Source organism: Streptosporangium sp. NPDC023963 (assembly GCF_040639135.1).
In the GTDB taxonomy this organism is placed as follows: Bacteria; Actinomycetota; Actinomycetes; order Streptosporangiales; family Streptosporangiaceae; genus Streptosporangium.
Window position 1 is genome coordinate 1 of sequence record NZ_JBEZZK010000013.1, and the last position, 17,793, is coordinate 17,793.

Sequence of the window (17,793 nt, forward strand, 5' to 3'; positions counted from 1 at the left end):
ATGGCCTCGGGATCGTCCCCGGACACCAGGTGCGGCCGGTATCCGTAGCCCTCCATGAGCTTGACCAGCTCGGCCTCGGGGATGCGGGCCAGCACGGTCGGGTTGGCGATCTTGTAGCCGTTCAGGTGCAGGATCGGCAGCACCGCACCATCACGGCCCGGGTCGAGGAACTTGTTGCTGTGCCAGCCGGCCGCCAGCGGCCCGGTCTCGGCCTCCCCGTCGCCGATGACGCAGGCCACCACCAGGTCCGGGTTGTCGAACGCCGCCCCGTACGCATGCGCCAGCGAATACCCCAGCTCACCACCCTCGTGGATCGAGCCCGGCGTCTCGGGCGCCACATGAGAGGGAATGCCCCCGGGAAAGGAGAACTGCCGAAACAACCGCCGCATCCCCTCCCCATCCCGCGTGACATCCGGATACTTCTCGGTATAGGAACCCTCCAGCCAGGCATGCGCCACCGCCGCCGGCCCGCCGTGCCCCGGACCGGCGATATAGATCATGTCCTGGTCGCGTTCGGCGATGACCCGGTTCAGGTGGGCGAAACAGAAGTTCAGCCCCGGCGTGGTCCCCCAGTGCCCCAGCAACCGGGGCTTGATGTGCTCGGCCCGCAACGGCTCGGCCAGCAACGGGTTGTCCAGCAGGTAGATCTGACCGACCGACAGATAGTTGGCCGCGCGCCAGTAGGCGTCGATCTTCTGGAGTTTGTTCATGCTCTCAGCCTTCTCGGTAATCGGTTGATCGCAAAGGGACCTAGGTCCTCACCTGTCGGGCCGAACGGGAGCCGGCGCCGGGAGCTGTCCCGCGTCCTCCTCGTCAACGACCGCGCGATGGTGCGGTGTCGGGTGGGACGCCGGGAGATTCCGTGTTCGGGACGTGGAAAGACCCACTCCCGTGCGGGGGGAGCGGGTCTTTCGTCTGTGGGTGAGGGCGGTTATCGGAGGACGGGGTGGCGGCGGACCAGGGGGGTGGTGGCCCACCAGGTGCCGATGCCCCAGGTGGTGCCGGCGCCGGTCAGGGCGAGGCCTGCCAGGACGATGGCGTAGATGAGGTGGTCGTCGAGGAAGGGGTTGGTCTGCAGGGGCAGTTCGGCGGCCCACATCAGGACCATCATCAGGCCGCCGGCGACGGCGGCGATGCGCAGGCCCGCACCCAGCAGGAGGGCGGCGCCGATGCCGAGCAGGCCGAGCATGAACAGCCAGTCGACCCATCCCTGTCCGGCCAGGGCGGTGAACACCCCGCCCAGGGCGTTGTCGCCGGTGCCCTTGAGGAAGCCGGTGGTGGGGCTGCCACCGTTGAGCCAGGCACGCTCAGCGGGAGTGGCGAACCCCCAGCCGAAGGTCTTGTCCAGGAACGCCCACAGGAAGATCCAGCCCAGACCGATCCGGGCGACCGCCCAGACATAGTCGACCGGACGCCTGACGGCTTGGCGCTCGACGGCCTGAGTCGTGACGGCCGGTGTGGGCATGGCGTGTGCGGGAACGGTCTGTGCGGGGACGGCGCCCGTGACCGGCTTGGTGTGAACGTCGTGTCCGTGGGTGGTGGCCATGACGGCTCCCCTTTCCGTGTAGTTCCGTGGTGTTCGGCGGTCTTTGCGAACACCTTCATCACACCGCTTCCCGAAGCCCGGCCACAGTGCCGTAAGAACCGCGCCCGCAGGACTTTCGGCCTTTTCGCGTCGGCGCACGTCCCTTGCACAGCGGCGGTCTACAGCAGCGGCGGGAGGACGAGCAGGTCGTCGTCGCCGTGCTCGAGCCGCGAGACGACGTCGATGACGCCTTCGAGCCGGCGGATCGCCTGGACGAGCTGAACGGACTGCGAGCGGCGTTCGACCTCGCCGTCGAGCGTCACCACGCCGTTCTCGACGCCGATGCTCACCTCGGACCCGGTGGCGGTCAGGTCGCGGGCGACGGCTTCGGCCTCGGCGCGCAGCTCGGCCTCGGGACGGTCGAAGACGCGCAGCAGGTCCGCGCGGTGCAGGACGCCGGCGAGGCGGCCGGTGAGCGGGTCGATCACCGGGAGCTGCTGGATCCTCTTGTCGTGCATGAGCCGCGCCGCGTCCCGGGCGGGCATGCCCGGGGTGGCGGTGATCGCGGGCGAGGTCATCAAGTCCTTGGCCACGACCGCCGCGGCCTTCTCGTGCTCGCGGCGGCGGCCGGAGCTTTCGAAGATCGAGATGCTGTGGCGCACCACGTCGCTCTCCTTGAGCAGCAGGTCGTCCTGGGAGACCACTCCTACCGGGCGGCGGTCGGCGTCGATGACCGTCACCGCGCCCACGGCGAAGCGCCTCATCACGGCCACGATGTCGGCGAAGCCGGCGTCCTGCGGCACCGCGATCGCGGTGCGGCCCATCACGTCGTTCACGGTGGTCGGCATCTTCTTCTCCTCGGTTTCTGCGAGTCGTTCGAGCGTTCCCGTGATTCGGGCGTCGCCGGGGGCGGACGATCGCCACCCCGCGGTGCGCGTGGTGCGGGACGTCCTCTCCTGCTCTCCCATCGAACTCCCGCCGGGCGGTCCGCCCCAGGGCCACAGGTCCCGACCTCAGCGCATCAGAGCAGGGTCTTTCGGTCCTCACCGTCGCGCCGGGTCCCGGCGACCGCGGGCGTGACACGCGGGGTCCTTGGTCCCTACCGGCATCCGCCGAAGGGGGACTAACGTGCGGAGCATGATTCGCGTTTTCCTGGTGGACGACCACGAGGTGGTCCGGCGCGGTGTCGCCGCGCTGCTCGGCTCCGAGGACGACATCGAGGTGATCGGCGAGGCCGGCACCGCCGAGTCGGCCATCGCTCGCATCCCCGCCCTCAAGCCCGACGTCGCCGTGCTCGACGTCCGCCTGCCCGACGGCAACGGAGTCGACGTGTGCCGCGAGGTCCGCTCCCAGCTGCCCGGCCTGGCGTGCCTGATGCTGACCTCCTACGCCGACGACGACGCGTTGTTCGACGCGGTCATGGCCGGGGCCTCGGGGTATGTGCTCAAGCAGATCCACGGCTCGGACCTGGTGGGAGCGGTCCGCACGGTCGCCGCCGGGCAGTCGCTGCTGGATCCGCAGACCACGGCCTCGATGCTGGCGCGCCTGCGCGACCAGGCGGCGAAAAAGGATCCGCTGGCCGCCCTGTCGGATCAGGAGCGGCAGATCCTGGAGCTGATCGGTGAGGGCCTGACCAACCGGCAGATCGGCGAGCGGATGTTCCTGGCCGAGAAGACGGTCAAGAACTACGTCTCCAACCTGTTGAGCAAGCTCGACATGCAGCGGCGCACCCAGGTCGCGGCCATGGCCGCCCGCCTGAGGGCAGATCGTCGGTAGGGCAGATCGGCGGCGAAGGAGGGGACTTTCGTCCCTGACGTCCCCGAAGGGCGAGCGGGCAGCCTGGAGGGTATGAAGCTCGACTCGGCAGGTCTGCAGATCCTCTCGCGCCAGGAGTGCGTCGCGCTCCTGGCGTCGGCCTCGATCGGGCGCATCGTGTTCACCGACCGGGCCCTGCCCGCCGTGCAGCCGGTCAACTTCGTGCTCGACGGCGAGAACATCGTGATCCGCACCGGCGTCGGCTCCAAGCTCGCCGCCGCGGCCAGCGACGCGATCGTCGCCTTCGAGGCCGACGAGTTCGACCACGCCGCCCGCACCGGCTGGTCGGTCACCGCCGTCGGACCCGCGCGCGCCGTACGCGAACCCGGCGAGATCGAACGCCTGTCCGCGCTGCCCCTGCGCACCTGGGCGCCGGGCGACCTCGACCACTACATCGTGGTACGCGCCGAGCAGATCACCGGCCGCCGCCTCGCATCCGGACACGACGAGCGGGACATCTGACACCCGCCCAGGACTGCCCCCACTCCTGAAGTCGCCCGGGCATTCCGCGGGGCCCTTGCGTTTCGCCGGTCCCGGCGCCCGCGACCGTTCACCGTCCTGGCTCGTGACCGGGCGGAACCGCCCGGCTGAAACCTTCTCGGCCGCCGCCTCCGACGTGATGCCCGCCCCCGGGCGCCCTGGCCGGATGCCTTTGATCCGGATCGGCGAGGCCGACGACGAGCAGGGCGGGTCGCCGTGGTCCGCCCCGCCTCGGGAGCACCTTCGGCGGCGGCGACCAATGGCGGCCGCGCGGGGACCTCCGGCCCTACATCCGGCCACCCACCAGGCATGGGATGGAGATGAGAAGCACAAGGAGACCACGGAGGTGGGCAGATGACCACACTCACCCGCAGGGAGCCGAGAGGACTGTTTCCGGAGATCTTCGACTGGCTCGAAGGACCGCTGGCGGGGCTGCGCCCGGTGATCGGCCCTGCGATCCGGTTCGAGGACTACGTCAAGGACGGCAGGTACGTTCTGCTGGCCGAACTCCCCGGTATCGACCCTGACAAGGACCTCGAGATCACCCTCACCGACGGTGTCCTGGCCGTCCACGCCGAACGGCACCACGAGGAGAAGGACACCCACCGCACCGAGTTCCGCTACGGCGCGCTCACCCGCTCCATCGTCCTGCCCGCGGGCGCCGACCCCAAGGACGTCAAGGCGGTCTACGACAAGGGCCTTCTGGAGATCAGTGTGAAGCTCGACGACAGCAAGGGCGCGGGCGTCCGCATCCCCGTCGGCAAGGTCCGCACCACCAGGTAACACATCCGGCGGGCCCGTTCGGGCGAGCGGGCCCGCACCATCACAGGTGGAGAACATGTCATGCGCACCAAGGTAGAGAACGTCATGACCAGGAACGTGGCGCTGGTCACCGCCGACACGCCGTTCAAGGACATCGCCGAGACCCTCATCGAGCACGCGGTGAGCGCGGTCCCCGTCGTGGACGGGGAGGGCCGTGTCATCGGCGTCGTCTCCGAGGCCGACCTGCTCGCCAAGGAGGAGTTCCGGGAGCAGTACTACCGTGAGGGCTACCAGCCGCCGCTGCGCGCCCGGCTGCGGCACCGGCTGAGCTCCGAAGGCCGCGACCTGAAGGCCAGGGCGCGGGGCGATGTCGCCGCCGAGCTGATGACCTCCCCCGCGATCACCGTCGCCAAGGAGACGTCGACGGTCGGTGCCGCCAGGCTCATGGAGGAACACGGGGTCAAGCGGCTCCCGGTCGTCGACCTGGACGGCCGCCTGGTGGGTATCGTCAGCCGCCGCGACCTGATCAGGGTTTTCGTCCGGCCCGACTCCGACATCGCCGACGAGGTCCGCCAGGAGGTCCTCGGCCGCTGCCTGTGGGTGGACACCGAGCAGGTCAACGTCCAGGTCGACCACGGCGTCGTCACCCTGGGCGGCGCCATGGAACGTCGCAGCGAGGCCGACATAGCGGGCCGGATGACCGGCCGCGTCAACGGCGTCGTCGACGTGGTGAACGAGGTGCGCTGGAAGGAGGACGACAGCACCTGGAACGGAGGCTGAACCGGCCGGGCCCCACCTCTTCGTCGTCTCCGGGAGGGCCGGTATCGGGCCACGGTTCCGGAGACCAACGTCCCGGACGAAGGTGCCTTTCGGCTCCGGCACGCCGGGCGCGTGACCGGGATTCTGAAGATGACCATAAGAGCAAGACACCCGAGGTGATCCGCATGGCCGACCAGGTCGCACATGTCCCGCCCGCCGTCACCGAGATGATCGACACCCTGGTGGGGAACGCGCTGAAGGCACTGGACGACTACGGCGCCTTCGATCAGGAGCAGATCGACCACATCGTCAAGAAGGCGTCCGTGGCCGCGCTGGACGAGCACGCGGAGCTGGCCGAGCGGGCCGTCACCGAGACCGGGCGTGGCGTGTTCGAGGACAAGGCGGTCAAGAACATCTTCGCTTGCGAGCACGTGACCAACAGCATGGCGAGCCTCAAGACCGTCGGCGTCGTCTCGCGCGACGACATCAGCGGGCTGGTGGAGATCGCCGAACCCGTGGGCGTCGTCTGCGGGATCACCCCGGTCACCAACCCGACCTCCACCACGATCTTCAAGGCGCTGATCGCGCTGAAGACGCGCAACCCGATCGTGTTCGCCTTCCACCCCGCCGCCCACGAGTGCAGCGCAGCCGCGGCCAGGATCGTGCGGGACGCCGCGGTCGCGGCCGGTGCGCCCGAGCACTGCGTGCAGTGGATCGAACGGCCGTCTCTGGCGGCGACGACCGCGCTGATGCGTCACGACGGCGTGTCGACGATCCTGGCCACCGGCGGCAACGGCATGGTGCGGGCGGCGTACTCGGCCGGCAAACCCGCTCTCGGGGTGGGCGCCGGCAACGTGCCCGCGTACGTGGAGGCCACCGCGGACCTGCGCCGCGCGGTCAACGACATCGTGCTGTCCAAGTCCTTCGACAACGGCATGATCTGCGCCTCGGAGCAGGCTGTGATCATCGATGACGCGGTGTACGAGGACGCGCTCGCCGAGTTCGCCGTCCTGCACGCGCACCTGGCCGACGCCGAGGAGAAGCGCAAGCTGGAGGCGTTCCTGTTCGGCGCTGCGGCCGGCGGCGAGTCGTGCGCGCAGGCGAGGATCAACGCCGACGCCGTGGGCCGGCCGGCGAGCTGGATCGCCGAGCAGGCCGGGTTCACGGTGCCCGACGGCACCTCGATCATCCTTGTCGAGGTCGCCGAGGTCGGCCCCGCCGAGCCGCTGACCAGGGAGAAGCTGTGCCCGGTACTGGCGGTGCTGCGGGCCGGCAGCCGCGAGGAGGCGATCGTGACGGCCGAGCGGATGGTGGAGTTCGGCGGGCTGGGACACAGTGCCGCGATCCACACCCGCGACGAGGACCTGGCCGAGGAGTTCGGCATGCGGGTCAAGGCGGTGCGGATCATCTGGAACGCGCCGTCCTCACAAGGCGGCATCGGCGACATGTACAACGCGTTCATCCCGTCGCTGACCCTGGGCTGCGGCAGCTACGGCCGCAACTCGGTCTCCCACAACGTCTCGGCGGTCGACCTGCTCAACATCAAGCGGATCGGCCGGCGCACCAACAACCTGCAGTGGTTCAAGGTCCCGGCGAAGGTCTACTTCGAGCCGCACGCGATCCGCTATCTGGCCGACATGCCCGGCGTGCACCGGGTGAGCATCGTGACCGACCCGACGATGACCCGCCTGGGATACGTCGACCGCGTTCTCACCGTGCTGGGCCGGCGTCCGGAGCGGGTGGCGCTGCAGATCATCGACGACGTGGAGCCGGAGCCGAGTGTCGCCACCGTCGACCGGGGCGCCGAGCTGATGCGCGCGTTCCGGCCCGACACCATCATCGCGCTGGGCGGCGGGTCGGCGATGGACGCGGCCAAGGTGATGTGGCTGCGCTACGAGCACCCCGAGGTCGTCTTCGACGACATGCGGCAGAAGTTCTTCGACATCCGCAAGCGCGCCTTCACGTTCCCGACGCTGGGCGAGCTGGCGCGGCTGGTGTGCGTGCCGACGACGTCGGGCACCGGTGCCGAGGTCACCCCCTTCGCGGTGATCACCGACACCGCCACCGGCAAGAAGTATCCGCTGGCCGACTACGCGCTCACCCCCAGCGTCGCCATCGTCGACCCCGTCCTGGCCGCGGACCTGCCGGCCGTGGTCACCGCCGACAGCGGCTTCGACGCCCTCACCCACGCCATCGAGGCGTACGTGTCGGTGTATGCCAGCGACTTCACCGACGGCCTGGCGCTGCACGCGATCAAACTGGTCTTCGCCAACCTGGAGCGCGCGGTGAGCCGCGGCGCCGCCGACCCGGCCGCCCGTGAGCGGATGCACAACGCCGGCACCATCGCCGGGATGGCCTTCGGCAACGCCTTCCTCGGCATCGTGCACGCCATGTCGCACACGCTGGGGGCGACCTTCCACGTGGCACATGGCCGGACCAACGCGCTCCTGCTCCCCCACGTGATCCGCTACAACGGGACGGTTCCCGCCAAGCTGTCGGGCTGGCCGAAGTACGAGCACTACCGCGCCCCCGAGCGCTTCCAGGAGATCGCCCAGGCGCTGGGCCTGCCCGCCGCCACCCCGGCCGAGGGCGTGGAGTCCCTGGCCGTCGCGGTGGAGCGGCTCCGGGAGGTCGTGGGCATCCCGTCGTCCTTCGGTGACCTCGGCGTCGAGGAGGGGGCCTTCCTGGCCGCGCTGCCCGAGCAGGCCCGTAACGCCTACGAGGACCAGTGCGCCCCGGCCAACCCCCGGATGCCGATGCTCGACGACATGCGCGACCTCATGCGTGCCGCCTACTACGGGAGGCGCTGACCCCGGACCCGGCGGCCGGAGCCGCCGCTTCGGCCGCCTTCTCGCACCACACGAACCGAAGGAGGCGGCGCGCGATGCGCACCTACGTGTACGACTTCGCCGACGGCGACAAGGACATGAAGGACCTGCTCGGCGGCAAGGGCGCCAACCTGGCCGAGATGACCCGGCTGGGCCTGCCCGTCCCGCCGGGCTTCACCGTCACCACCGAGGCCTGCCGCTCCTATCTGGCGGAAGGCGTGGCTCCGGCGGGGCTGGAGGAGGAGATGGCCACCCACCTGCGGCGGATCGAGAAGACCATGAACCGCGGGTTCGGCGACCCCGGCGACCCGCTGCTGCTGTCGGTCCGCTCCGGCGGCCGCTTCTCCATGCCCGGCATGATGGAGACCGTCCTGGACATCGGCCTCACCGACGCGACCGTCACCGGGCTGGCCGCCCACGGCGGAGAGCGCTTCGCCTGGGACTGCTACCGGCGGCTCATCCTTGAGCAATCCGATCGGGGCCCAGACCACGATGGCCACCACCACCGGTTTGATCCCGTACAGCAGCCCTTCGACGGTCGAGGTCTGGCCGTAGCGGACACAGGACCAGGCCGGGGTGAGCACGATGGCGAGGCGGGCTCGCCGAGGCCGGAATCGGCGACGGCACGGACGGGGTGCGGCTGTTCGCCGACCCGGAGATCTCCTCGAAGATCCCCGCGCTCGAGCGCGCCGGCTTCCGCGAGCCGGCCGGGTAAGCGGCCCGGCGACCGGCTGACCGTGTCGGAGCTGTACCGGCTGTGCCGCGACCTGGCTGACATCCTCTCCGTCCGGGAATGGTGCCGCGCCCACGGCGTGAAGCTGAAGCGTTCACGGTGGCCGGACGGCCAACCGCCCACAGCGAACGGCGCATACGACGGCGAGCGCAGCGATCGTTCCTGTCACGGCCGGATCGTAATGTGAGCCGGAGTTGGGAAACAGGAACCAGCCGACGTTGGACGAGGTGTGGCAGAGAATCGCGGCGAACACACTTCTGCCCGTGTTGTGATACAGCCAGACGACAATGACGCGTAAGGCGATCGTGTAAACGCACTGCCACACTATCCACGCAGGGGGATGACCTGCCTGCGCGTACGGGATGATGTGCCAGACCCCCCAGACCGTCCCCAGCGCGAGACCGGTACCCACCACACTCCAGCGCTCCCGCAGCGGATCGGCCGCGTAGCCCATCCAGCCCAGCTCCTCGCATACGGCTCCCACCAGGAAGAAGACGAACACAGCGGGTATCGCCGCCAGTGAGATCTCCAGCTCGGGCAGAGGCTGGCCCAGAAGCCGCATCACCCCGTACGACACCAGCATGATGGCGGGCATCAGCAGGACGGCCGGCGCGTACCAGACCTTGTGGGTGATGTTCTTGTGGTCGAAGGCCCTGCGCAGGAGTCGCTTCACTCCGCCGGGGTCGTTCTCCTTGCCGATCAGGACCACCGCTGCCAGCAATGGGGCAGAAGCCATGAGGGAGCTGATGGGTAAACGGCCCGGAAGCTCGACGGAGAGGCGGTCGGTCGCGGCACCGATCAGCCAGAAGCCGATGGATATCCCGAATGTCAACGCGATGAAGGTCAGCGGTGATCTGGCGGCGGGCCCACGCACGATGCTGTGGCTCCTTCCTTCGTCCTCGCCGAAAGGGACCACCCCGGGGAGGACGGGCCGTCGGTCAGATCCACCCGCGACTGCGAAAGACGTGGAAGAGCAGGGCCGACGTCACGGCGATGACGATCACGGAGGTCCAGACGCCGGAAAGCTGCCCAAAACCAGGGAAAGGCAGGTTCTGCCCATAGAAGCCGGTGATCATGGTGGGGACGGCGATGATGGCCGCCCAGCTCGTGACCTTCTTCATGATGTCGTTGAGGTGGTAGCCCTGCATGCTCAGCTGGGCTTCACGGATGTCACTCACCAGCTCGCGCAGCGATTCGGTCCACTCGGTGACGCGCATGACGTGGTCGTAGACGTCCCGGAAGTAGGGGGCCATCGCCGCTTCGGCGACGAACAGGTCGTGACGGAGCAGGCTGTTGACCACCTCGCGAAGCGGCAGCACGATCCGGCGGAAACGCACCAGGCCTCTTCGCAGGTCGAAGGTACGGCGCTGCAGGTCGCGGCCCGCCAGTGAGTCGGCGAAGAGCCGGTCCTCCAGCGCCTCGACCCGGTCGTCGAGATTCTGGACTATCTGGAAGTGGCCGTCCACGACGACATCGAGCAGCCCGTGCAGGAGGAAGACGACTCCGTGCCTGGCCAGGTCGGGTTTGGAGTCCCACCGTCTGACCACCTCGTCGACGTCGAACAGGTCGTTCTCGCGGACGGTGACAAGGGCGTTGCGGGTGACGAAAACGTTCACCTCGGTGGTGCCGAGCTGTCCGGTCGCCGTGTCGAACCAGGCCCCGTAGACGGTCAGGAACAGGTGGCTGTCGTAGATGTCCAGCTTGGAGCGCTGGTGATCCTGCAGGACGTCTTCCACGGCCAACTCGTGCAGATCGAGTTCTCCGGCGAGGGCGGCGAGGGCGGCGGCATCGGGCGCGCACAGGTCGAACCAGATCACATAGGACGGATCGCCGACGTGAGCCGAGACCTCCGCCACGGACAGACCCTCAGCCTCCAGGACGCCGTCACGGTAGAGCCGCGTGCGCGGCCCGACCGTCCCTGCCGGCTTTTTCCCAGCGGCATCGCTCAGCGTCAGATTCATGGCACCTTCCCTTCCGCTACCAGAAGGGTTCCCTCCGGCTGCGTCACGGGGCAGGGCCGAACGTCACAGGTGCTCACGCCGAAAGTCCGCCCCCGCCCCATGACGGTGGCCGATGAGGACACCCGATTGCCGCGCGGGGCCGAACGCCCCCTGCCTGCACCCGCGCACAAGGCTCGCCCCCCGTACGGGGGGCGAGCCTTGTGCGGTCCGGGGACGTTTATCGGAGGGTGGGGTGTTGGCGCACCAGGGGGGTGTTGGCCCACCAGGTGCCGATGCCCCAGGTGGTGCCGGCGCCGGTCAGGGCGAGGCCGGCCAGGACGACGGCGTAGATGAGGTGGTCGTCGAGGAAGGGGTTGGTCTGCAGGGGCAGTTCGGCGGCCCACATCAGGACCATCATCAGGCCGCCGGCGACGGCGGCGATGCGCAGGCCCGCACCCAGCAGGAGGGCGGCGCCGATGCCGAGCAGGCCGAGCATGAACAGCCAGTCGACCCATCCCTGTCCGGCCAGGGCGGTGAACACTCCGCCCAGGGCGTTGTCGCCGGTGCCCTTGAGGAAGCCGGTGGTGGGGCTGCCGCCGTTGAGCCAGGCACGCTCGGCCGGGGTGGCGAACCCCCAGCCGAAGGTCTTGTCCAGGAACGCCCACAGGAAGATCCAGCCCAGGCCGATCCGGGCGACCGCCCAGACGTAGTCGGCCGGACGCCTGACGGCCGGTGTGGGGACGGCGTTCATGACCGGCCCGGTGTGAACGTCGTGTCCGTGAGTGGCGGCCATGACAGCTCCCCTTTCCATGTGGTTCCGCAGTGTTCCGCGGTCTTTGCGAACACCCTCATCACACCGTTTCCCGACGCCCGGCCACAGTGCCCTACGAACCGCGTCGCGGCCTCGAACGTCCCTGCCCCATGGGACCTTCGGCCCTGTCATGCGGCACGCGACGGAAACGAGACGGCGGAAACGGTTCCGGCGCACCCGGCGCTCCGGGGAGACCCGCACCGCCGTACGTCACCGTCGGCGAGGTCGCCGAGCCCCTCCCCGCGTCGACCGAGGACGTTGGTCCCGCCCGCCGGTGACCTCCGGCCGATGAGACGGGCCGCCCCGAGGACAACAGTGGAAACGTGGACGAGAGACGAGGGAGTTCTCCGATGACGAGCACGACGAGCACGAAGGCCATGACGAGCGTTTCGGCCGGACGGCGAGAGGCGACCTCGGCGCCCTGGCGCGGTTTCCGTGGCGAGGCGTGGCGCGCGCACGCGGACGTCCGCGACTTCGTACAGGCCAACTACACCCCCTACGAGGGGGACGAGTCGTTCCTGGCGGGGCCGACGGACCGCACCCTCGCGGTGTGGGGGAAGATCACCGCGATGCTTCCCGAGGAGCGCCGGCGCGGCGTCTACGACGTCGACGCCTCGACTCCGTCCTCGATCACGGCGCACCGGCCCGGCTACATCGATCGCGCCCGTGAGCTGATCGTGGGCCTGCAGACCGACGCGCCACTGAAGCGGGCCATCATGCCCGCCGGCGGGCTGCGGATGGTGGACAACGGCCTGGCCGCATACGGCCACACGCTCGACCCGCGGGTGCGGGAGATCTTCAGCAAGTATCGCAAGACCCACAACGACGGCGTTTTCGACGCCTACACCCCCGAGATCCGCGCGGCCCGCCGCTCCGGTGTCATCACCGGGCTGCCCGACTCCTACGGCCGGGGCCGCATCATCGGCGACTACCGGCGGGTCGCCCTGTACGGCGTCTCCCGCCTCGTCTCCTTCAAGGAGGCGGAGCTACGCGGCCTGGACGGCGCCTTCGCCGCCGAGGCGGTGATCCGCGACCGGGAGGAGCTGGCCGAGCAGCTGCGCGCGCTGGAGGAGCTGCGCCAGATGGCGGCCTCCTACGGTCACGATGTCTCCCGGCCCGCGGCCACCGCGCGCGAGGCGGTCCAGTGGTTGTACTTCGCCTATCTGGCCGCGGTGAAGGAGCAGAACGGCGCGGCCATGTCGCTGGGCCGCACCTCCACCTTCCTCGACGTCTACCTGCAGCGCGACCTCGACGAGGGACGGATCACCGAGCGGGAGGCCCAGGAACTCGTCGACGACTTCGTGATCAAGCTACGGATCGTCCGGTTCCTGCGCACCCCCGAGTACGACCAGCTGTTCTCCGGAGACCCCACCTGGGTGACCGAGTCGATCGGCGGCATGGGCACCGACGGCCGGACCCTGGTGACCCGCACCAGCTACCGCTACCTGCAGACGCTGCGCAACCTCGGTCCCGCGCCGGAACCGAACCTGACCGTGTTCTGGTCGCCGCGGCTGCCCGAGCCGTTCAAGCGGTTCTGCGCCCGCCTGTCGATCGAGACCAGCTCCATCCAGTACGAGTCCGACGACCTGATGCGGCCCGTCCACGGCGACGACACCGCCATCGCGTGCTGCGTCTCCGCGGCTGCGGTGGGCAGGCGGATGCAGTTCTTCGGCGCCCGGGTCAACCTGGCCAAGACCCTGCTGTACGCGATCAACGGGGGCCGCGACGAGATGACCGGCAAGCAGGTCGGCCCCGCCGTGGCACCGCTGACCGGCGAGTATCTCGACTACGACCGGGTCGTCGCGGCGTTCGAGGTGATGATGGACTGGCTGGCCCGCACCTACGTCGAGGCGCTGAACATCATCCACTACATGCACGACAAGTACTCCTACGAGCGCATCGAGATGGCGCTGCACGACCACCCGGTCAAGCGCACCCTGGCCTGCGGCATCGCCGGCCTGTCGGTGGCGGCCGACAGTCTGTCGGCGATCAAACACGCCCGGGTGCGGGTGATCCGCGACGAGAGCGGGCTCGCGGTCGACTACGAGATCGAGGGCGACTTCCCGGCCTACGGCAACAACGACGACCGCGCCGACGACATCGCCGTGGACCTGGTGCGCTCGTTCATGGCCAAGGTCCGCCGCCACCCCGCCTACCGGGGCGCCGAACACACCCAGTCGGTGCTGACCATCACCTCCAACGTGGTGTACGGCAAGCACACCGGCAACACCCCCGACGGGCGTCGCGCCGGTGAGCCGTTCGCGCCCGGCGCCAACCCGATGAACGGCCGCGACAGGCACGGCCTGGTCGCCTCCGCGCTGTCGGTCGCCAAGCTGCCCTACGACCAGGCCCAGGACGGCATCTCGCTCACCAATACCGTCACCCCCGAAGGGCTCGGCCGCACCGACCGGGAACGGGTGGACAACCTGGTCGGGGTGCTCGACGGCTACGTCGACGCCGGTGGCTTCCACATGAACGTCAACGTCCTCACCCGGGCCGTGCTGCTGGAGGCGATGGAGCACCCGGAGAAATACCCGCAGCTGACCATCCGGGTCTCGGGGTACGCGGTCAACTTCGTCCGCCTCACCCGTGAGCAGCAACAAGACGTCGTGGACCGCACCTTCCACGGATCGCTGTGACGGAGGCAGCGATGAACCCGGCCGCGCGCTGCGAGCAGGTGACCGGCGACCGCGAAACGGTGATGCGGCAGGGCGAGGCCGAGCTCCGCCCGCCGCCCGCGCCGCCGGGCACCGGCGTCGTCAGTTCCTGGGACCTGTCCATCGGCGTCGACGGCCCCGGCACCAGGTTCACGGTGTTCACCGCCGGTTGCCCGCTGCGCTGCCTGTACTGCCAGAACCCCGAGACCTGGCGGATGCGCGACGGCCGCCGCGTCACCGTCGACGAGGTCATGGCCGAGGTGGACAAATACCGCCGGTTCGTCACCGTGGCCGGCGGCGGGGTGACCGTCAGCGGCGGCGAGCCGCTGCTGCAGCCCGGCTTCACCGCCGAGGTGCTGCGCCGCTGCCACCAGAGCGGCCTGCACACCGCCCTGGACACCTCGGGCTTCCTCGGCGAGCGCGCCACCGACGCGCTGCTCGCCGACACCGACCTGGTGCTGCTCGACATCAAGTCCTCCGACCCGGTCGGCTACCGGCGGCTGACCGGCGGTTCGCTGGAGCCGACCCTGCGTTTCGCCCGCCGCCTGGCCGAGCTGGGCCGTCCGGCCTGGATCCGGTTCGTGCTGGTCCCCGGCCTCACCGACGCCCCGGACAACGTCGAGGGCGTCGCCCGCTTCGTGGCCGGCCTGGACAACGTCGACCGCGTCGACGTCCTGCCCTACCACCGCATGGCCGCCGAGAAGTACCGGCGCCTCGGTCTGGCCTTCCCCCTGCCGGGTGTGCTTCCGCCCGGCCAGGCGCTGCTGGATCGGGTTCACGCCCAGTTCCGGGCATACGGCCTCACCAGCATCTGACCGGCACGCAACTCCCCGGGCGGTTCGCGCCCGGGGAGTTCCGTGCTGGGCCGCCCGCCGCCCGGACGGCGCCGGTCAGGAAGGGCCGGGAGCGGCCGGGGCGGGGGTCACGACCAGGGGACAGGTGGCGTGGTGCAGCAGCGAATGGCTCACCGATCCCAGCAACAGCCCCGTCAGCTCACCACGGCCGCGTGAGCCGACGACCAGCAGGCCGGCATGAGCCGATGCCTCGGCCAGGACGCGTGCCGGGTGACCGTGTTCGAGCTGCTCGGTGACCTTGACGTCGGGGTAGCGCTCGCTCCAACCGGCCAGGGCCTCGGCCAGCAGGCGCCGTTCGGCCTCGGCCGTCTCCTCCGCGGCCTGCAGGGCGAAGGGGCCGCCACCGGAGATCGGGTGGCTCCAGGCGTGCACCGCCCGCAGGGCGGCGCCGCGCAGGGACGCCTCGGCGAAGGCGAATCCCAAGGTGTCCGCACCCGCCGCCGAACCGTCGACGCCGACGACCACCTCCCCGGCGGGCGGGGTGGCCGGCTCTCGGATGACGGCCACCGGGCAGGCGGCCCGCCCGGCGACCCCCAGCGCGACCGAACCGAGCAGCATTCCCGTGAAACCGCCCAGTCCGTGGTTGCCGACCACCAGGAGTTCCGCGTCCGCGGCGGCCTCGATCAAGATGGCGCGCGGGTCACCGCCCAGCAGCCGCACCTGCGCCGCGACGCGGGGATCTTCCTGGCGGGCCCGCTCCAGCGCCGCGTCCAGCATGGACGCGGCCCCCTCGCGCATCCAGCGGCCCACCTCGGCGTAGCGGTCCTCCTCGGAGACCGCCAGGGGCCAGGCGGGCATGGCGTGCACGATGCTCAGCGCACCGCTTCGGGCCGCGGCCTCTCGTGCCGCCCAGCCCACGGCCGCGAGCGCGGCCTGCGAACCGTCGACTCCCACTACGATCATGACATCCTCCTCATGGCGCCCATGCCACCATCACACCGGCGGGCAACCGGCCGGGACCAGCGGTAAAGGTCCTTTGCCCCAGGGACCTCCGTCACCCTGTCCGGGATCCTGACCTCTGGTGATCGCCCCCGGGGCGGACGCCCGCCCCGCTCGTGGCCGGCCACCGGATCAGGTCGCAGAGCAGAGGGGTGAGCACGGCGATGCCCAGGGCCAGCGCCCACCCGGTCGCGGGCAACGGCACCAGGGCCAGCGGGGCGCCGAGAGGCGGGACAAGGGTCACGAGCGCCTGGAGCAGCGCGGTGGCGAGAGCCGCCAGCGCGAGCAGGCCGATCCGCCGCGACGCCTGCGCCAGGTCCGCCTCCAGCGGGCTCTTCGGCTGCCGCCCTTCGAGGGCACCGGCGATGCGTCCCATCTCGGTCGCCGCGCCGGTCCGCTCCACCAGCGCCGTCGCCGCCCCCCGGACGACCAGGGTGCCGGAGAACAGTTCCCCGTCGCGGTCGCCGAGCGGAACCCCCGGCCCGCCGGCGCCGCCGACCTGTTTGCCGGCCGACTGCGACTCCCCCGTCAACATGGCCTCGTCAACGCCCAGGGCACTGACCTCCAGCACCCGCGCGTCGGCGGGAACCCGGTCTCCGGCCGCGACCTCGATCACGTCGCCGGGTACGACCTCGGCGGCCGGAACGCGCCGGGTGACACCGCCGCGTCTGACCTTGGCCATACTCGTCCAGCAGGCGGGCGGCTTCCGCGTCGCCGAGCCCTGCCGAGGTGTCCGCCTTGATGCTCATGTGTCCAGCAGATCATCGCGGTGGCGAACGGCTCCCGAGGCGAAAGCCACCGTGGCGAGGGACCTTCGGCCCCGATGACCGTCGCCGCGACGCGGATGGCGCGGATGGCGCGGATGGCGCGGATGGCGCGGGTGGAGCGCTCGCCGGTGCGCTGCTCCTGGCACATCCTGGCGCGGGGACTTTCTTACGCGGAAAGGAGTTCCCCCACGCCCGAGAGGGAGAAGACGGCGTCGGCGCCGTGGGCGTGCGGCTTGCGGTCAGGCGAGTGCCGGATGTGATGTCGCGGTCGTGGCTTCGGTCGCGGCACGCGGGGCGGGCAGGTCGGCGTATCGCACCCGGTCGACCTGGTCGGGGGTGACGACGACGGTGGGGCAGGCCGCCAGGGCGAGGCAGGCCCGCAGGGTCGCCCCGAGGTATCCGCCGCCCGCCGCCGGACGGAGCCCTCCCAGGACGAGGAGGTCGGCCGTCTCGGAATGGCGCGGCAGCGCCCGCGCGGCCCTGTCGCGGCAGAGCAGGGGGCGCACGGCGAGTTCCGGATACCCGGCGCGAACCGTCGCGACCGCCTGGCTCACGACGGTTTCGGCGATCGCTTTCCGATCCGCCTCCTCGGTCGGTGCCCGGCCGGGCATGTGCGGCGTCCGGCACCGCGTGAGGTCGCCCCACGCGTGCAGGACCACCAGTTCCGCGCCGCTGCGGCGGGCTTCCTGGGCACCCCAGCTCAGCGCCGCCTGCCCGGCGGGCGAACCGTCGAAGCCGACCAGGATGCGAGAGAGGGGCTGTCGACCTGTCATGGGATCCTCCGTGATCCGTCCCTGGGCCCCGGTGGTGGAAGGGGTTCGCCTTCATGCAACCGCGGCCGCCCCTGCCCCGGCCAGGCGGCGTGCACGTCAACGCGGCCACCGTCGGGTTCATCCCGCTCGGCGACGTGCCCGCGGACACGG

Annotated in this window: 15 protein-coding genes and 2 pseudogenes; 8 read left to right on the forward strand and 9 right to left on the reverse strand. The window is 70.4% G+C overall.

What is annotated here, in order from left to right; all coding sequences use genetic code 11:
• The 3 genes and pseudogenes from AB0F88_RS30940 to AB0F88_RS30950 all read right to left on the reverse strand — a co-directional run.
• Positions 1 to 710: pseudogene (locus AB0F88_RS30940) on the reverse strand (phosphoketolase); the annotation flags it as partial.
• Between the two features lie 221 nt (positions 711 to 931).
• Positions 932 to 1,465, reverse strand: a complete 534-nt coding sequence (locus AB0F88_RS30945; RefSeq protein WP_362692680.1) for a hypothetical protein — start codon at positions 1,463 to 1,465, stop codon at positions 932 to 934.
• Positions 1,466 to 1,704: 239 nt separating this feature from the next.
• The gene (locus AB0F88_RS30950; RefSeq protein ID WP_362691958.1) at positions 1,705 to 2,373 is read right to left on the reverse strand and encodes a CBS domain-containing protein; all 669 of its coding nucleotides are present in this window, start codon (positions 2,371 to 2,373) and stop codon (positions 1,705 to 1,707) included.
• A gap of 289 nt (positions 2,374 to 2,662) precedes the next feature.
• On the opposite strand from AB0F88_RS30950, the gene AB0F88_RS30955 reads away from it, so the two are divergent.
• From AB0F88_RS30955 to AB0F88_RS30980, 6 genes and pseudogenes are all read left to right on the forward strand, one after another.
• On the forward strand, positions 2,663 to 3,301 hold the full coding sequence (locus tag AB0F88_RS30955) for a response regulator transcription factor (protein ID WP_362691961.1): 639 nt from the start codon (positions 2,663 to 2,665) through the stop codon (positions 3,299 to 3,301).
• A gap of 72 nt (positions 3,302 to 3,373) precedes the next feature.
• Entirely contained in the window at positions 3,374 to 3,802 is a 429-nt protein-coding gene (locus AB0F88_RS30960; protein WP_362691964.1) for a pyridoxamine 5'-phosphate oxidase family protein, read from the forward strand.
• Positions 3,803 to 4,174: 372 nt separating this feature from the next.
• Positions 4,175 to 4,603, forward strand: a complete 429-nt coding sequence (locus tag AB0F88_RS30965; protein ID WP_362691967.1) for an Hsp20/alpha crystallin family protein — start codon at positions 4,175 to 4,177, stop codon at positions 4,601 to 4,603.
• Between the two features lie 60 nt (positions 4,604 to 4,663).
• Positions 4,664 to 5,362: a CBS domain-containing protein gene (locus tag AB0F88_RS30970; RefSeq protein WP_362691970.1), complete on the forward strand. Its 699-nt coding sequence runs from the start codon at positions 4,664 to 4,666 to the stop codon at positions 5,360 to 5,362.
• 164 nt (positions 5,363 to 5,526) lie between these two features.
• Complete coding sequence (adhE, locus tag AB0F88_RS30975) at positions 5,527 to 8,151, forward strand: bifunctional acetaldehyde-CoA/alcohol dehydrogenase (protein WP_362691973.1); 2,625 nt, start codon at positions 5,527 to 5,529, stop codon at positions 8,149 to 8,151.
• 74 nt (positions 8,152 to 8,225) lie between these two features.
• Positions 8,226 to 8,630: pseudogene (locus AB0F88_RS30980) on the forward strand (PEP/pyruvate-binding domain-containing protein); the annotation flags it as partial.
• 366 nt (positions 8,631 to 8,996) lie between these two features.
• Here AB0F88_RS30980 and AB0F88_RS30985 read toward each other — a convergent pair.
• The 3 genes from AB0F88_RS30985 to AB0F88_RS30995 form a co-directional block, all read right to left on the reverse strand.
• Positions 8,997 to 9,776, reverse strand: a complete 780-nt coding sequence (locus tag AB0F88_RS30985) for a CPBP family intramembrane glutamic endopeptidase (RefSeq protein ID WP_362691976.1) — start codon at positions 9,774 to 9,776, stop codon at positions 8,997 to 8,999.
• Between the two features lie 64 nt (positions 9,777 to 9,840).
• Positions 9,841 to 10,863, reverse strand: a complete 1,023-nt coding sequence (locus AB0F88_RS30990; RefSeq protein ID WP_362691979.1) for a magnesium transporter CorA family protein — start codon at positions 10,861 to 10,863, stop codon at positions 9,841 to 9,843.
• 217 nt (positions 10,864 to 11,080) lie between these two features.
• Complete coding sequence (locus AB0F88_RS30995) at positions 11,081 to 11,593, reverse strand: hypothetical protein (RefSeq protein WP_362692683.1); 513 nt, start codon at positions 11,591 to 11,593, stop codon at positions 11,081 to 11,083.
• 437 nt (positions 11,594 to 12,030) lie between these two features.
• On the opposite strand from AB0F88_RS30995, the gene pflB reads away from it, so the two are divergent.
• On the forward strand, positions 12,031 to 14,292 hold the full coding sequence (gene pflB / locus AB0F88_RS31000; protein WP_362692686.1) for a formate C-acetyltransferase: 2,262 nt from the start codon (positions 12,031 to 12,033) through the stop codon (positions 14,290 to 14,292).
• 11 nt (positions 14,293 to 14,303) lie between these two features.
• Positions 14,304 to 15,125 (forward strand): pyruvate formate-lyase-activating protein, encoded by an 822-nt coding sequence (gene pflA, locus AB0F88_RS31005; protein ID WP_362691982.1) that lies wholly within the window; start codon positions 14,304 to 14,306, stop codon positions 15,123 to 15,125.
• Positions 15,126 to 15,200: 75 nt separating this feature from the next.
• Here pflA and AB0F88_RS31010 read toward each other — a convergent pair whose 3' ends face one another.
• From AB0F88_RS31010 to AB0F88_RS31020, 3 genes are all read right to left on the reverse strand, one after another.
• Positions 15,201 to 16,067 carry a universal stress protein gene (locus AB0F88_RS31010; RefSeq protein ID WP_362691985.1) on the reverse strand — a complete coding sequence of 289 codons (867 nt, stop codon included), beginning with the start codon at positions 16,065 to 16,067 and terminating at the stop codon, positions 15,201 to 15,203.
• 91 nt (positions 16,068 to 16,158) lie between these two features.
• On the reverse strand, positions 16,159 to 16,785 hold the full coding sequence (locus AB0F88_RS31015) for a cation transporting ATPase C-terminal domain-containing protein (protein WP_362691988.1): 627 nt from the start codon (positions 16,783 to 16,785) through the stop codon (positions 16,159 to 16,161).
• Positions 16,786 to 17,109: 324 nt separating this feature from the next.
• Positions 17,110 to 17,643 (reverse strand): universal stress protein, encoded by a 534-nt coding sequence (locus AB0F88_RS31020; protein WP_362691991.1) that lies wholly within the window; start codon positions 17,641 to 17,643, stop codon positions 17,110 to 17,112.
• Between the last annotated feature and the right edge of the window lie 150 nt (positions 17,644 to 17,793).

Excerpts from the sequence above, each read along its gene's own strand:
- AB0F88_RS30945 (WP_362692680.1), bottom strand. The coding sequence starts at position 1,465 with ATGCCCACACCGGCCGTCACGACTCAGGCCGTCGAGCGCCAAGCCGTC.
- AB0F88_RS30950 (WP_362691958.1), bottom strand. The coding sequence starts at position 2,373 with ATGCCGACCACCGTGAACGACGTGATGGGCCGCACCGCGATCGCGGTG.
- AB0F88_RS30955 (WP_362691961.1), top strand. The coding sequence starts at position 2,663 with ATGATTCGCGTTTTCCTGGTGGACGACCACGAGGTGGTCCGGCGCGGT.
- AB0F88_RS30960 (WP_362691964.1), top strand. The coding sequence starts at position 3,374 with ATGAAGCTCGACTCGGCAGGTCTGCAGATCCTCTCGCGCCAGGAGTGC.
- AB0F88_RS30965 (WP_362691967.1), top strand. The coding sequence starts at position 4,175 with ATGACCACACTCACCCGCAGGGAGCCGAGAGGACTGTTTCCGGAGATC.
- AB0F88_RS30970 (WP_362691970.1), top strand. The coding sequence starts at position 4,664 with ATGCGCACCAAGGTAGAGAACGTCATGACCAGGAACGTGGCGCTGGTC.
- adhE (WP_362691973.1), top strand. The coding sequence starts at position 5,527 with ATGGCCGACCAGGTCGCACATGTCCCGCCCGCCGTCACCGAGATGATC.
- AB0F88_RS30990 (WP_362691979.1), bottom strand. The coding sequence starts at position 10,863 with ATGAATCTGACGCTGAGCGATGCCGCTGGGAAAAAGCCGGCAGGGACG.
- AB0F88_RS30995 (WP_362692683.1), bottom strand. The coding sequence starts at position 11,593 with ATGAACGCCGTCCCCACACCGGCCGTCAGGCGTCCGGCCGACTACGTC.
- pflB (WP_362692686.1), top strand. The coding sequence starts at position 12,031 with ATGACGAGCGTTTCGGCCGGACGGCGAGAGGCGACCTCGGCGCCCTGG.
- pflA (WP_362691982.1), top strand. The coding sequence starts at position 14,304 with ATGAACCCGGCCGCGCGCTGCGAGCAGGTGACCGGCGACCGCGAAACG.
- AB0F88_RS31010 (WP_362691985.1), bottom strand. The coding sequence starts at position 16,067 with ATGATCGTAGTGGGAGTCGACGGTTCGCAGGCCGCGCTCGCGGCCGTG.
- AB0F88_RS31015 (WP_362691988.1), bottom strand. The coding sequence starts at position 16,785 with ATGGCCAAGGTCAGACGCGGCGGTGTCACCCGGCGCGTTCCGGCCGCC.
- AB0F88_RS31020 (WP_362691991.1), bottom strand. The coding sequence starts at position 17,643 with ATGACAGGTCGACAGCCCCTCTCTCGCATCCTGGTCGGCTTCGACGGT.